This is a genomic window from Ruegeria sp. CDSB086 (genome assembly GCF_059611065.1).
Map to the genome: position 1 here is coordinate 401,751 of NZ_JBXWOV010000004.1, position 13,194 is coordinate 414,944.

Genomic DNA, 13,194 nt, shown 5'->3' on the forward strand with positions numbered 1-13,194 from the left:
ACCAAGAAGCGGTACTATGCGCCTTAATGGTTAACGGGGTCTTAACCAATGTTCGCCAGTATCAGGTCAGGTTTGGAACCGTTGGTTTACACCTGAAGGCACAGGCGTATCACCGGTTTGCGCATCCACAAGGTTACGCGGCCAGCTCACTTTGACGATCGCGCCCCGACGTTCGGGGTTATCCGACAGGGTTTGGTAAGGGTCCGATCCGTTGGCGAAATCCAGCTCTGCTCCGCTGCGTTCAAGCAGCGTTTTGGCAATGAAAAGACCCAGACCCATGCCTTCATATTCCGGACGGGTCCTTTTTTCGGTCTCACTGCGGCGGCGGCGCATGAAGGGATCGCCGATCCGGCCGATCATCTGCGACGGATATCCACGACCGTCATCCATGATGCTGACGGTGATCTGTTTGGTGGACCATTCCGCCTCGACCCAGACATTTCCGCGCGAAAAATCCACCGCGTTCTGGATCAGGTTGCGCAGGCCGTGAATGATCTCGGGCTTGCGCAGGATCGAGGGCTGCTGCACATCGCCATCCTCGGCCGGGCCTTCGAAGAAATGAACGGTCTTGCCTCGGTTGATATGCGGCTCGGCAGCTTCATGCACCACGGTAGAAAGCGGGGCTTGACGCAGATGCAGGTCGTCTTTGCCCGCCCGGCCCATGTCTCGCAGGATATCGCGGCAACGGTTCGCCTGTTCGCGGATCAGGGCGGCGTCCTCGATAAGGTCGGGCCGGTCATCCAATTCCTCAATCAACTCGGAGCTCGCCAGTTTGATCGTTGCCAGAGGCGTCCCCAGCTCATGCGCGGCGGCGGCGACCACGCCCCCCAGATCGGTCAGCTTTTGTTCGCGCGCAAGCGCCATATGGGTGGCGGCCAGCGCTTCGGACATAGACTGCACCTCTGAGCTGACGCGATGCGAATACGCGCCCAGAAAGACAATTGCGATGACGATTGCGGCCCAGTTTCCGAACAGTAGAATATCTGGGATGTCCAGTTCTGCCCCCAGCGCGGTGCGCAAAGGCAGGTGGAATTCGGCCAGAAGTGTTGTCAAGGCAATGGCAACGCCACCGATTATCAGAGTTGACCGGGTGCTCATGACGCTCGCGGAAATCGTGACAGGCCCTACCAGCAACAGCGCAAACGGGTTGTTCAGCCCGCCTGTAAGGTACAGCAAAATGGTCAACTGCAGCAGGTCGAACAGCACCATCAGGAAGTTCTCGAACTCGGACAGGCGCTTGTTGCGGGGAAACAGCAGAATTGCAGTCAGATTCCCCATGACCGAGACGCCAATCGCCAGATAGCAAAGCGTTGCGTCCAGCTGGATGTCATAAGTTTGCTGCGCGACGGTGATCGCCGTGATCTGGCCGAAGATAGCCACCCAGCGCAACAGGATCAGGGTGCGCAGCCGAATCCAGCTGCTGCGTTCCTGACCGCGCCATAATGTGATGTTGGAATTTGCCATCGGTCGATTATGTCCTGTTGCATCGGCTGAACTTCTTGATAGGTGTCCCGGCCGAAACGATCAACAACCCCTCTTATGTCAGGATTGATGTCATGGTCCGTCTTTATGCCATCCTCGCAACCGTTGTTCTGGCCGTGGGCCTGGTGGCCATGTGGCTGCTGACGCGCGGCGCGGGCTCGGACGACAAGTTCGCGCAATGCCGGACCAGTCAGATCGCTGGCGGAACGGCGGCCATCGGCGGGCCTTTTGAACTGATCAACGGCAAGGGCGAAACGGTCACCGACACCGACGTGATCACCGAACCGACGCTGGTCTATTTCGGCTATACCTTCTGCCCCGACGTTTGCCCGTTCGACATGTCCCGCAATGCTGAGGCCGTGGATATTCTGGCTGAGCGCGGCCAGTCCGTGACGCCTTTGTTTATCTCAATTGACCCGGATCGTGACACAACCGAAGTGATGGCCGACTATGCCTTTAACCTAGGAGGCAAGACCATCGCGCTGACCGGCACGCCAGAGCAGGTCAAGGCCGCCAGCAAGGCCTACAAAACCTACTACAAGGCGCATGACAAAAGCGATGAGTATTACCTGGTCGACCATTCGACCTTTACTTATCTTGTCACCCCCGAAGATGGGTTCATCGAATTCTTCAACCGGGACGACACCGCCGAACAGATGGCCGACAAGGTTGGCTGTTTCCTCGACAAAATCTAGAAAACGACGGGTTGTTTGACCTTTGGGATGGCGCTGCTATTACTCATGGTTAAGCCAAAGGCGTGAAATAGCGGAAAGAACAGAATATGGCGGACAGCTCTGACCTCGACATCGGCCCCGATAAAACGCTGCTTTTGGTGGACGATGACGAACCGTTTCTGAGACGTCTGGCAAAAGCGATGGAAAAACGCGGGTTCGAGGTTGAAACCGCAGGTTCCGTCGCCGCAGGCCGCGCCATTTCCACCGCCCGCCCGCCCGCCTACGCGGTCGTTGACCTGCGTCTCGAAGATGGCAACGGTCTGGATGTGGTCGAAGTTTTGCGCGAAAAGCGCCCCGACAGCCGGGTTGTGGTCCTGACCGGATACGGTGCGATTGCCACCGCCGTTGCTGCGGTCAAGATCGGCGCCACGGATTACCTGTCGAAACCCGCCGACGCCACGGACATCACCAATGCGCTACTGGCCAAGGGCGACGAACTGCCCCCACCACCAGAAAACCCCATGAGTGCGGACCGCGTCCGTTGGGAGCATATCCAGCGGGTCTATGAGCTGTGCGACCGGAACGTTTCCGAGACCGCACGGCGCCTGAACATGCACCGTCGGACATTGCAGCGGATATTGGCGAAGCGCAGTCCACGTTAAATCTCTTCTGGTCGGACCAAAGCGGACCTTTGCTTCGTTCTGGACGTGGAGACAGAAACAAGCGCACTATTTCGGGGGTATCGGCAAGGGTTGCTGATGCCCTTTCTCTTGTTTGCTGCGGAACGAGGAGTATCTAAAAATGTCTGCACTAACCTTTTCACACATCGGAGTAACCGTTCCAGACCTGGAAAAAGCGGTAGAATTCTATTCTAAGGCATTTGGACTTTATGTGCTTATGGAGCCCACCGAAGTGCTGCATGACGATAGTGCCATAGGTCAGATGTGTGACGATGTTTTTGGAGAAGGCTGGGGTTCATTTCGGATTGCTCATCTTTCGATGGGGGATGGTATAGGTATTGAACTCTTCGAGTTTCCAAACACGATCGAAGAAGAGAGGCCGTTCGAATATTGGCGTCGCGGGTTGTTCCATTTCTGTGTTCAGGATGACAACCTTGAAGAACGGGTCAAGATCATCGAAGAGCTTGGTGGAAAACAGCGAATGAAGCAGGTTCGCAAATACTACCCAGGCGACAAACCCTATCGCATGGTCTACATGGAAGATCCGTTTGGAAACGTATTTGAGCTATACAGTCATTCTTATGAACTAACCTATTCGGCCGGGGCATACGCGTGACTTGTTTGTTGGCAGACCACCAATCTGGTAGTTTCCGTGTTAAATAATTTGAAATAGTGATATGTGAATGTCGTCCAATTGCGGAGGATGGCATGAACAATCTCACGACGGCATTTCGAAGGGCTCTGTCAAACTACGCCAATTTCAATGGGCGTTCTTCGCGCCCGACGTTTTGGTGGTGGGTTCTGGCCGTTCTTCTCGTTCTTCTGGTGACGCGAATAATTGATGGCGCTTTGATCGCTCCGATGCTCGGATTTGGGGTGTTTGAGCCGAACGCCGGACAACCGCTTTCCGTTTTGGTTTCGCTTGGGCTTTTGCTTCCCAATCTGGCGATTGGAGTCAGACGTTTGCACGACATCGGACGAACTGGTTGGTGGCTGTTGATTGGCTTGATTCCGATAATCGGAACTCTGGTCCTGTTGTACTTCTACATTCAGCCAAGTGAGAGTGGTTCAAACCAGTTTGGAGAACCCGACGTCTTCCCCTGATTTGAGGGGTGAAAGTCGTCGTTTCAGGCTACAGTTTCAACAGCAGTTCTTCGTGCCGTTAAGTGTATGCCTGCCGCACCTCTGTCGGCGGGCGCAACGTGATCCCCAACCCCTCCATCATCGCTTTGTCCGGCCGCCCAAAATCCTTGAATGCCCTGGCCCAGGAAAAGTCTGCAATAGTGCGCCGGTCCTGACAGTTTAGTGACTTGATACCAGTACCACTTTGCCCGAGGTTCGGGCAGGGAATTCATCTTTCGTCACAATGGAGTAAATCAATGATCGGCTATGTGACCATCGGCGTTTCGGATTTGGAGCGCGCAAAAAGTTTTTATACGACACTGTTTGCCGACAAGGGCGCAAAGGTTGTGATCGACGCGGGGCGCATCGCTTTCATCGGCAATGACCCTTCAGCGCCAATGCTCGCCGTTTGCACACCCTACGATGGCGAAGCCTGCGAGACCGGTAATGGTGGAATGGTTGCTTTTGCAGCTGACTCTAAGGATGAGGCTAAGGCGCTTTACGAGAAGGCAATCAGCCTTGGTGCTACAGATGAAGGAGAACCTGGCCAGCGCGTCCCTGATCGGTTCTACGGCGCTTATGCTCGCGATCTGGACGGCAATAAGCTGTGTTTTTACGTCTTCGGCTAAAGCTGCGTCAGCAGAGCCATATGACGTTCCATATACGCCCGCCGCACCTCAACCGGCGGGCGTAGTGTGATCTCCAACCCCTCCATCACTGACTTATCAGGACGGCCAAAGAACTTCGTCGCCTCAGCCTCGGAAAAGCCTGCAATCTGGGTCGCCTCCATCCAGGCGCTGATCTTGTCGGCCTTTTTGATCTGTCGTTTCACCGTTTTCGGCACCGCTGCAGGTAGGCCGAACCGAATGTGGATGGCTGCTGCCAAACGGTCATCCAGCGCGCCGTAATCCGGGCCAACGGCGGATTTTACGGGCGAGATCATATCTCCGATCACGTATTCCGGCGCGTCGTGTAACAACGCCGCCAGTTGCCATTTCACCGGGGCTTTGGGTGCAATTCGGCCGAAAAGCTCTTCGACCAGAAGGGAGTGCTCGGCCACGGAATAGGCAAAATCACCAACCGTTTGCCCGTTCCAGCGGGCGACAAAGGCCAGACCGTGCGCGATATCTTCGATCTCGATATCCACAGGCGTCGGGTCCAGCAAATCCAGTCTGCGACCGGAAAGCATTCGCTGCCATGCTCTGGGTTGTGTTGCCATTCTGCCATGCCTTGTGAAGTAGGACACGTTAACTTCGCGCTTTTGTGCTATGATGTACCTGTCTGGATCACAGGCTGCCAACAATTTATTGAGCTTTCGTGCTTTGAACCTGCACGTTTTGATCCCGACATATGGACTGAGGGGGGCGTACTCCTTTCAGTTGTGCCCCTCTCGTACTGAAACGCGTATCGAAAGGAGCATGTTATGTTCAAACGTCTATTTGCTATAACCCTGACCTTCGGCATGGCCGCCACAGCGCCGCCTGCCTTCGCCAAAAGCTGTGCACAGCGCGAACATGTGATCGCCAAACTGCAGGACAGTTATTCAGAAGAACTGGTCTTTGGCGGATTGCAGAAAACGCGGGGCGCACGGGCTGTTATGGAGGTTTGGACCTCGAAGACAACCGGAAGCTATACTGTTCTGGTGACCCAGGCGAACGGCATTAGTTGTATTGTCGCCGTTGGCACAGATTTTTTTGAAGCGATACCAAAGATAGAGCTAAAGGGTGAACCAAGTTGATTTAGACGGACGGTTTATCCCCTTTCCGGCCATCCACGTTGCCACCTGCCCCTAGGAGTGCTAGGGGCTGCCCGGACTGTGATTTACCGGAATGGAGCACCTGATGGCCGGGGACTATATCGTCAAAGACATTACATTGGCCGGGTTTGGCCGTAAGGAACTGGACATCGCCGAAACCGAGATGCCGGGCCTAATGGCTTTGCGCGCGGAATACGGTGAAACCAAACCGTTGAGCGGCGCGCGTATCGTCGGTTCGCTGCACATGACCATCCAAACGGCTGTTCTGATCGAAACACTGGTCGCGCTGGGCGCGGACGTGCGCTGGGCATCGTGCAACATCTTCTCGACGCAGGACCATGCGGCGGCAGCAATTGCTGAGGCTGGTATCCCGGTCTTCGCAATCAAAGGTCAGACGCTGGAAGAGCACTGGGATTACCTGGACAAATCCTTCCTGTTCGACGATGGCCCAAACATGATCCTGGACGATGGCGGCGACGCGACATTGTACATTCTTCTGGGTGCACGTGCCGAGGCGGGTGAGGACATCATCGCTGTTCCGACATCCGAAGAAGAAGAAGTCATCAAAGCGCAGATCGCCAAACGTTTGGCGGCATCCCCCGGCTGGTTCACCAAGATGCGCGACCAGATTCAGGGCGTGTCCGAGGAAACCACCACCGGCGTGAACCGCCTGTATCAACTGGTGAAAGACGGCCAACTGCCGTTCCCGGCGATCAATGTGAACGACTCGGTCACCAAGTCGAAGTTTGACAACAAATACGGCTGCAAGGAATCGCTGGTTGACGGCATCCGCCGCGCCACTGACACCATGATGGCTGGCAAGGTTGCCGTGGTTTGCGGTTACGGTGACGTTGGCAAAGGCTCGGCCGCGTCGCTGCGCGGTGCTGGTGCCCGTGTGAAAGTGACCGAAGTTGACCCGATTTGCGCCCTGCAGGCCGCGATGGACGGTTTCGAAGTCACGTTGCTGGAAGACGAAGTCGCATCGGCCGACATCTTTATAACCACCACCGGCAACAAGGACGTGATCCGCATCGAGCATATGCGCGAGATGAAGGACATGGCCATCGTCGGCAATATTGGTCACTTCGACAACGAAATTCAGGTGGCCAGCCTGAAGAACCACAAGTGGACCAATATCAAGGAACAGGTGGACATGATCGAACTGCCCTCGGGCAATCGCATCATCCTGCTGTCCGAAGGCCGCCTGCTGAACCTCGGCAATGCGACCGGTCACCCGTCTTTCGTGATGTCAGCCTCGTTCACCAACCAGGTTCTGGCGCAGATCGAACTGTTCACCAAGGGCGATCAGTACAACAACGACGTCTACATCCTGCCCAAGCATCTGGATGAGAAGGTCGCGCGTTTGCATCTGGATCGCATCGGCGTGAAGCTGACCAAGATGGATAACGAGCAGGCATCTTACATTGGCGTGAAGCCCGAAGGCCCCTACAAGCCGGAACACTACCGTTATTGAGTGCGAAAGAACGCATGAGCAAACACACCGGACGCCGCCGATTCCTGTTATCGGCGGCGTCTTTTGTTTTTAGTATCGCCGTTGTAGCCATCCTGTTCGGAGGGGGTGGATGGTGGTTGTTGGCGCACCCGGAAACACCCGTGCCATCGCATTGGAACCCTTTGCGAGAGCTGAAAATCACCGCGCCGGTCACGCCAATTACCCGGTTTCAGCTTAATCGCGCGCTGGCGAATGAAGTACAGTGCCGCGCCGCCTTGGCCGACGCCGGCGCAAACTTTGAAGCGATGGATGATCTGATCGTGGATGAGAATTGCGGCATCACCGGGCGCGGTCTGTTGTCTGCGCTGGTGACATCGGGTGTAAATGCGGTTGAAACCAGTTGCGCGACCACTCTGCGGCTGGCCATGTGGGAACATCATGTCGTTCAACCCACTGCGAGAGACCTTTTGGGCACGCAGGTCAGCCGATTGCGGCATGTGGGCAGTTACAATTGCCGCCAGATGCGGACCGCTCAGGGTCAGAGCAGTGGTTGGAGCAGCCATGCCAAGGCGGATTCCATTGATATTGTTGGTTTGCAATTCGCTGATGGGCGCAGTCTGACATTGCTATCCGATTGGGGCGCCGAAGGACCTGAGGGTCAATTTCTGCACCAGATCTGGCGCGGCGCATGTGATTGGTTTCGTGTGGTATTGGGTCCTGATTTCAATCACTTGCACGCGGACCACTTTCATCTGCAGGGTCCCGGTTGGGGTTATTGCCGATAGGTCACCTTGACGGGTATTTAACGCAGGGACGGAAAGAAATCTCCGCGTCCTTGTGGTGTGAAATCCAGAATATTCCACAGGGGCCACGCCGCATCCACGTGCCGCGGATGCCAGTCACTGGGTTCGAAGAACAGCTCGGAACTCCAGAAATGGCTTATGCCGTCCGCATCGCGCTGAAAGATGTTCAGGATAGGCAGTTGGCTTCCATCCTCGGCCTCGGCCAGATAGTCGCGCTGATAGTCTGTGCCCAATGCAGAATAAAGCGGCAGATCATCCCAAGACATTTCCGCTTTCAGCGCTGCCAGCCTTTCACAGGTGTTTTGCGCCACGACCGCAAAGGCGATTTTCTGCGATATATGGGCGATCTGCCCATTCAACCCGTCCAGAAAGGCAGAACACATCGGGCAAGGTGCCTCTGCATCCGGACCGTACATAAGCGAGTATATAGCCAAGGTGTCATGTGATCCGAACAAAGACGACAGCGGTGTCGGCGCACCCTTGTCTGACCGGAATGCATAGTCCCGCGGAACTGCCCCACCTTTGGGCAAACCGCGGCGCAGTTTTGCAACATTTTCAATCTGAGCCCGCAGTTCGGCTTCAGCCGACAGCAAGGTGTTTCGTGCGGTTCTGTATTGCGAAGTTTCGTTGGGTAGCGACACAGGCATTGTAGCCTCCTGGTTCTGGAACAAGTAACATATTTAACCTTATTGTTAAATAAAGGGCCATCAAAATCAAGCCTCAGATCAGACCGGCAGGGTTTAGGGGGAATGCCGCTAATTTTTCCCTTTGTGCAAATTCCCGCTCCCGTTACCGTGTCTGCGGCGCTGGTATGGCCAAAAACGAGTTTCAACCGGGAGATAACCATGGGAAAACGCGACGACCTGATCGCTAAATATGCCGAGGACCTGAAGTCCAAATGCGGTATGAACGCAGATATGGATCTGCTGACCAAAGTCACAATCGGCTGTGGCCCTGCAATTTATGACGCCGATGCATCGACTGTCGCGGCAACTCAGGAAGGTGAGTTGGAAACGGTCAAGAACAACTTCCTCATCAAAAAGTTGGGCCTGTCAGATGGACCGGAATTGATGGAAGCGATCAACAAAGCACTGGAAACCTATGGCATGTCCGAGCGTAACAAATACCGCGCCGTCGTGTATTACATGCTGACCAAGCACTTCGGCAAAGAGGCTGTTTACGGCTGATCCCGCCACACCTTTTTTGCAGCGCCCGTCAGATCCCTGGCGGGCGTTTCCAATTTTAAGTACTTGCCGTTTGAACTGCGCCGCAAGGATCGGTTAGTGTCAGGACGTGACCAGGACGGTCAGAGCCAAAATTTCCATACGCGTGTGGTGAGTCGGGAGCACGCGGGGTAGGGAAGGTTCTGCATCTGTCAGGGCCTTCCCTTTAATCTGTTATTAAGTAGCCTGCGTGCCGCCCAGATCGCAGATCACCTGCCATTCCGCCTCGCTGACTGGCTGAACGGACAGGCGAGAGTTTTTGACCAACACCATTTCCCCCAAACGTTCGTCAGCCTTGATCTGGTCCAGCGTGACGGGGGTTGCAAACGGGCGAACGGCCTTGATGTCCACACATTCCCAACGCTCGTCATCCGTGGTGCTGTCGGGGTGCGCCTCAGCGCAGACCTCGACAATACCAACAATCGCCTTGTCCTTTTGCGAGTGGTAGAAGAACCCGCGATCTCCGACAGCCATCTGGCGCATGAAATTGCGCGCCTGATAGTTGCGCACGCCGTCCCATTCTTCGCCCGCATCCCCTTTTGCAACCTGCTGGTCCCAGCCCCAGGTCGATGGTTCGGATTTGAACAGCCAGTACGCCATCAGCCTATGACCTTTTTCCACGCAATCAGGTCAACCGATTGGAACAACCCGGCTTTTGCATAAGGATCGTTGTCCGCCCAATTTTGCGCGGCGGCCATGTCTTCGACCTCCAGAATGATCAACGAGCCGATCATTGCGTCGCCGTCCAGCAGCGGACCCGCCTGCGCAACGACACCCGTTTCCTCAATATAGGCCAGGTGGGCAGCGCGATTGTCCAGCCGGGTTTGCAGCGCGCCGTCTTTGTCACGGGCGATGAGAGCGATCAGCATATTATTCCTCCTTCAGGGGTCGGTTGAGCAGGGCTCGGATAGCTTCGGTCACACTGTAGGCGCCACTGCTAAGGTCCGCCACCGTTGTACTGATTGGCATGTCCAGCCCCTCAGCAGTGGCAATTTCCGTCATGGCCCGCGCGGTGGCGACCCCTTCAACGGTGGTGTGGGTATCGAATTGGATATTCCGACCCAACGACAGGCCAAAGCGATAGTTTCGGGACAGTTCAGACGAACAAGTCAGGACCAGATCCCCCAATCCAGACAATCCCATCAGAGTGTCAGGTCGCGCCCCGCGCATCAGCGCAAAGCGCTGCATTTCTGCAAACCCGCGTGTCATTAAAGCGGCGCGTGCGCTGTCGCCCAACCCGGCCCCGATTGCAGCGCCGCATCCGATGGCCATTACGTTCTTCAAGGCGCCGCCAAGTTCCGCCCCAATCATGTCGGTGGTTCGATAAAGGCGCAGGTTGGCAGTGGTCAGGTCGTGTTGCAGCGTCAGACTCAGCGAGTCATCTGCGCAGGCCAAGGTTAGCGCCGTTGGCAGTCCGCGTGCAATGTCGTCGGCAAAGCTGGGCCCGGTCAGCAGGGCGGGTTGCGCATCCGGGATCGTTTGCTGGATCACTGAAATCGGCCCAAGCCCGGACGATAGCTCGATACCCTTGCAGCACGCCACCAAGGTTTTTCCGGCCAGATCAGAGGCCTGCGCTTGCAAGGCATCGCGCAATTTTTGCATGGGGACAGCTATCAGCAGAACATCAGCCTTGGTCGCCTGATCGATGTTCGATGTCACCGTGATATCAGCAGGTAAAGCCACGCCAGGCAAACGCTGAGTGTTTTCACGTTCTGTCTGTATGTGCCGGGCCTGATCCGGATCCCGTGACCACAGCGTAACCGGCCCGTTCCCGGCCAGTGAAATGGCCAGGCTCGTGCCGAATGCGCCAGATCCCAGAACCGAAACGCTCATGCCTTGGCGCCTTTCTTGCCGCCGCCCAGCATCGCGGGGCTGGTTTTATCCAGCGGCCAGCGTGGACGGGCCGTCAGGTCCAGCCCGTCGCGTGCGCCCATGCGAAACCGTTCCATCCCGGCATAGGCGATCATGGCGGCATTGTCGGTGCAAAGGTTGAGTGGTGGTGCGGTAAAGCGCGCGCCTTTTTCTGCGCAAACAGTCTCTAATGCGGACCGAATGGCGGTATTGGCGGCCACACCACCTGCGACGGCAATAACCGGCTCTGTAGGGTTTTCCTCAAGATACCTGTCAATCGCACGGCGGGTTTTCTCGGCCAGAGTATCGACGATGGCTTGCTGAAATCCGGCACACAGATCAGCGCGGTCCTGACGGGTCAGGCCGCCCTTTTCGGCAACAATCTGATCCCGCATCCGCATCAACGCGGTTTTCAGCCCCGAAAAGGAGAGATCACATCCCGGCCGATCCAGCAGAGGTCGGGGAAACCGGAAACGCTTGGGATCGCCAGAACCTGCTTCGGCCTCCACAGAGGGACCGCCGGGTTGCGACAGGCCCAGCAGGCGGGCGGTTTTGTCGAACGCCTCGCCGGGGGCATCGTCGATTGTGCCGCCAAGGCGGGTAAATTGCTCGGGCCCGTGCGCGATAAGGTACTGGCAATGCCCGCCTGAAACCAGCAGCATCAGGTAGGGAAAGGCGATGCCATCCGTTAATCGGGGCGTCAGCGCATGACCCGCCAGATGGTTTACGCCGATCAGGGGAAGCCCGGTCGCGGCACTCAGCCCTTTGGCGCACATGACGCCGGACATGACCCCGCCGATCAGGCCGGGACCCGCAGTGACGGCGATCGCATCCATATCGGCCAGTGTCAGTCCTGCAGCCTCTAACGCCTGCACCACGCAAATATCCAGTTTTTCGGCATGGGCCCGCGCTGCGATTTCGGGCACGACCCCGCCGAATGCGCTGTGCAGCTCGGTTTGACCGTGAACAATAGACGACAGAACCTCGGCACTCGCACCATCGGATTGGCGCACAACAGCCGCGGCCGTGTCATCACAGCTGCTTTCCAATCCAAGAACGGTAAGTGTTTGCACCATAGGCCTGATCCGTTGCATCATGACACTCAAGCGGGGTATCACCCTGCGCGGACGCAAACAATCCCAAGGCCGAAGGCCCCGCCATTGTATTTGTTGATGACCCGCCCTCGCGCCGCCTCTGAAAGGTTTGTGGCACAGCTGTCGGACCGCGTCAGGTCGCGGGTGGATGTCATCTATTCTCCGATCCTGGAAATCCGACCCCTGAGGGTTGCGGTCGAAACGGACGGAATTCGCGGATTGATCTTTACTTCGGCCAACTCGGTCAATGCCGCCGCGTCGTTGGGCGTTAAACCCGATCTGCCCGCCTATTGTGTTGGTCCGGCGACCACTGGAACAGCCAAAGGGGCTGGATGGGATGCATTGGTGGTGGGTAATACCGCCGAAGAGCTGGTGGCCTACCTGTTGAAGCACCGGCCTGAAAGCCCGTTGCTGCATCTCAGGGGTGAACATACGCGGGGAAATGTTGCCGGGCGTCTGACCGAATCGGGGCTGACGGTTCACGAACAGATTGTTTATCAACAGCGTTTGTTACCGCTGACATCCGAAGCGGCTGCGGCCACATCCGGTGACAGACCTGTTCTCGCACCGCTGTTTTCGCCCCGAACGGCGCGACAATTTGCCGAAATTTGGACCGGAACCGCGCCCTTGTGGCTGGTTGCCATTAGCGAAGCCACGGCCGAGCCCCTTTATTCCTTGGACTATGAGCGCCTGAAGATCGCCAAAGAGCCGACACCCAAGAAAATGCGGAAAGCCGTGAAAAAGCTTGTCAAACACGCGATGCGGGTTGAGCGTGGAGAGACCACTGATTAACTTAGAGCGGTCTGTTATTCATATGAAATTGGATTCGATAAGGGGAACGTCGCGGTGGCTCGTAAGAAAAAAACCGATCAAAAGCCGGTGGAAGACCCCAAGTCGGACGAAACAGTTGAATTCACCTCGCAGCGTGATGAGACAGTCGTTGACGCGGATGAGCCGCTAGAAAAGGCCCTTTCCGAAGCCGAAGCCGAAGCCGAAGCCGAAGCCGAAGCCGAAGCCGAAGCCGAAGCCGAAGCCGAAGCCGAAGCCGAAGCCGAA

17 protein-coding genes and 1 pseudogene are annotated in these 13,194 nt (G+C 56.5%); 11 read left to right on the forward strand and 7 right to left on the reverse strand.

Going from position 1 to position 13,194, the window contains the following annotated elements; translation table 11 throughout:
• Positions 1 to 66 precede the first annotated feature (66 nt).
• Positions 67 to 1,464 (reverse strand): sensor histidine kinase RegB, encoded by a 1,398-nt coding sequence (regB, locus tag AC2FIO_RS11160; protein ID WP_496697628.1) that lies wholly within the window; start codon positions 1,462 to 1,464, stop codon positions 67 to 69.
• Positions 1,465 to 1,556: 92 nt separating this feature from the next.
• Between regB and AC2FIO_RS11165 the strand changes: the two genes are divergently transcribed.
• The 5 genes from AC2FIO_RS11165 to AC2FIO_RS11185 all read left to right on the forward strand — a co-directional run bounded on the left by AC2FIO_RS11165 (position 1,557) and on the right by AC2FIO_RS11185 (position 4,587).
• Positions 1,557 to 2,177 (forward strand): SCO family protein, encoded by a 621-nt coding sequence (locus AC2FIO_RS11165; protein WP_496697653.1) that lies wholly within the window; start codon positions 1,557 to 1,559, stop codon positions 2,175 to 2,177.
• Positions 2,178 to 2,263: 86 nt separating this feature from the next.
• Complete coding sequence (locus AC2FIO_RS11170) at positions 2,264 to 2,818, forward strand: ActR/PrrA/RegA family redox response regulator transcription factor (protein ID WP_058275167.1); 555 nt, start codon at positions 2,264 to 2,266, stop codon at positions 2,816 to 2,818.
• Between the two features lie 139 nt (positions 2,819 to 2,957).
• On the forward strand, positions 2,958 to 3,452 hold the full coding sequence (locus AC2FIO_RS11175) for a lactoylglutathione lyase family protein (RefSeq protein WP_058275168.1): 495 nt from the start codon (positions 2,958 to 2,960) through the stop codon (positions 3,450 to 3,452).
• Between the two features lie 92 nt (positions 3,453 to 3,544).
• On the forward strand, positions 3,545 to 3,940 hold the full coding sequence (locus AC2FIO_RS11180; protein WP_282170567.1) for a DUF805 domain-containing protein: 396 nt from the start codon (positions 3,545 to 3,547) through the stop codon (positions 3,938 to 3,940).
• A 275-nt stretch (positions 3,941 to 4,215) separates the two neighbouring features.
• Positions 4,216 to 4,587 carry a VOC family protein gene (locus AC2FIO_RS11185; protein ID WP_058275170.1) on the forward strand — a complete coding sequence of 124 codons (372 nt, stop codon included), beginning with the start codon at positions 4,216 to 4,218 and terminating at the stop codon, positions 4,585 to 4,587.
• Here the strand turns inward: AC2FIO_RS11185 and AC2FIO_RS11190 are convergent.
• Positions 4,584 to 5,177, reverse strand: coding sequence for an HD domain-containing protein (locus tag AC2FIO_RS11190; RefSeq protein ID WP_282170566.1), 594 nt, complete (start codon positions 5,175 to 5,177; stop codon positions 4,584 to 4,586). The two genes, AC2FIO_RS11185 and AC2FIO_RS11190, sit on opposite strands and share 4 nt — an antisense overlap.
• A gap of 204 nt (positions 5,178 to 5,381) precedes the next feature.
• Between AC2FIO_RS11190 and AC2FIO_RS11195 the strand changes: the two genes are divergently transcribed.
• The 3 genes from AC2FIO_RS11195 (at position 5,382) to AC2FIO_RS11205 (ending at position 7,952) form a co-directional block, all read left to right on the forward strand.
• Complete coding sequence (locus AC2FIO_RS11195) at positions 5,382 to 5,696, forward strand: hypothetical protein (protein WP_282170565.1); 315 nt, start codon at positions 5,382 to 5,384, stop codon at positions 5,694 to 5,696.
• 103 nt (positions 5,697 to 5,799) lie between these two features.
• On the forward strand, positions 5,800 to 7,188 hold the full coding sequence (gene ahcY / locus AC2FIO_RS11200; RefSeq protein ID WP_282170564.1) for an adenosylhomocysteinase: 1,389 nt from the start codon (positions 5,800 to 5,802) through the stop codon (positions 7,186 to 7,188).
• A 14-nt stretch (positions 7,189 to 7,202) separates the two neighbouring features.
• On the forward strand, positions 7,203 to 7,952 hold the full coding sequence (locus AC2FIO_RS11205; RefSeq protein WP_496697634.1) for an extensin-like domain-containing protein: 750 nt from the start codon (positions 7,203 to 7,205) through the stop codon (positions 7,950 to 7,952).
• A 17-nt stretch (positions 7,953 to 7,969) separates the two neighbouring features.
• Here the strand turns inward: AC2FIO_RS11205 and AC2FIO_RS11210 are convergent, their stop codons facing one another.
• The gene (locus AC2FIO_RS11210) at positions 7,970 to 8,617 is read right to left on the reverse strand and encodes a DUF899 family protein (RefSeq protein ID WP_058275174.1); all 648 of its coding nucleotides are present in this window, start codon (positions 8,615 to 8,617) and stop codon (positions 7,970 to 7,972) included.
• 198 nt (positions 8,618 to 8,815) lie between these two features.
• Between AC2FIO_RS11210 and AC2FIO_RS11215 the strand changes: the two genes are divergently transcribed.
• Entirely contained in the window at positions 8,816 to 9,157 is a 342-nt protein-coding gene (locus AC2FIO_RS11215; protein WP_282170561.1) for a DUF2853 family protein, read from the forward strand.
• Positions 9,158 to 9,370: 213 nt separating this feature from the next.
• Here AC2FIO_RS11215 and AC2FIO_RS11220 read toward each other — a convergent pair whose 3' ends face one another.
• From AC2FIO_RS11220 to tsaD, 4 genes are read right to left on the reverse strand one after another with little or no spacing between them, the layout of a single operon-like run.
• The gene (locus AC2FIO_RS11220) at positions 9,371 to 9,793 is read right to left on the reverse strand and encodes an EVE domain-containing protein (protein WP_109313844.1); all 423 of its coding nucleotides are present in this window, start codon (positions 9,791 to 9,793) and stop codon (positions 9,371 to 9,373) included.
• Positions 9,793 to 10,062, reverse strand: a complete 270-nt coding sequence (locus AC2FIO_RS11225; RefSeq protein ID WP_058275177.1) for a YciI family protein — start codon at positions 10,060 to 10,062, stop codon at positions 9,793 to 9,795. Before AC2FIO_RS11225 ends, AC2FIO_RS11220 begins: the two co-directional genes overlap by 1 nt.
• 1 nt (position 10,063) lies before the next feature.
• Complete coding sequence (locus AC2FIO_RS11230; protein WP_496697637.1) at positions 10,064 to 11,026, reverse strand: NAD(P)H-dependent glycerol-3-phosphate dehydrogenase; 963 nt, start codon at positions 11,024 to 11,026, stop codon at positions 10,064 to 10,066.
• A complete protein-coding gene (tsaD, locus tag AC2FIO_RS11235) occupies positions 11,023 to 12,120 on the reverse strand; it encodes a tRNA (adenosine(37)-N6)-threonylcarbamoyltransferase complex transferase subunit TsaD (protein WP_496697655.1) in 1,098 nt (365 codons plus the stop codon). The genes AC2FIO_RS11230 and tsaD overlap by 4 nt, the downstream gene beginning before the upstream one ends.
• A gap of 96 nt (positions 12,121 to 12,216) precedes the next feature.
• Between tsaD and AC2FIO_RS11240 the strand changes: the two genes are divergently transcribed.
• Both AC2FIO_RS11240 and AC2FIO_RS11245 read left to right on the forward strand, forming a co-directional pair.
• Positions 12,217 to 12,930: a uroporphyrinogen-III synthase gene (locus tag AC2FIO_RS11240; RefSeq protein WP_058279301.1), complete on the forward strand. Its 714-nt coding sequence runs from the start codon at positions 12,217 to 12,219 to the stop codon at positions 12,928 to 12,930.
• 54 nt (positions 12,931 to 12,984) lie between these two features.
• Positions 12,985 to 13,194: pseudogene (locus tag AC2FIO_RS11245) on the forward strand (hypothetical protein); the annotation flags it as partial.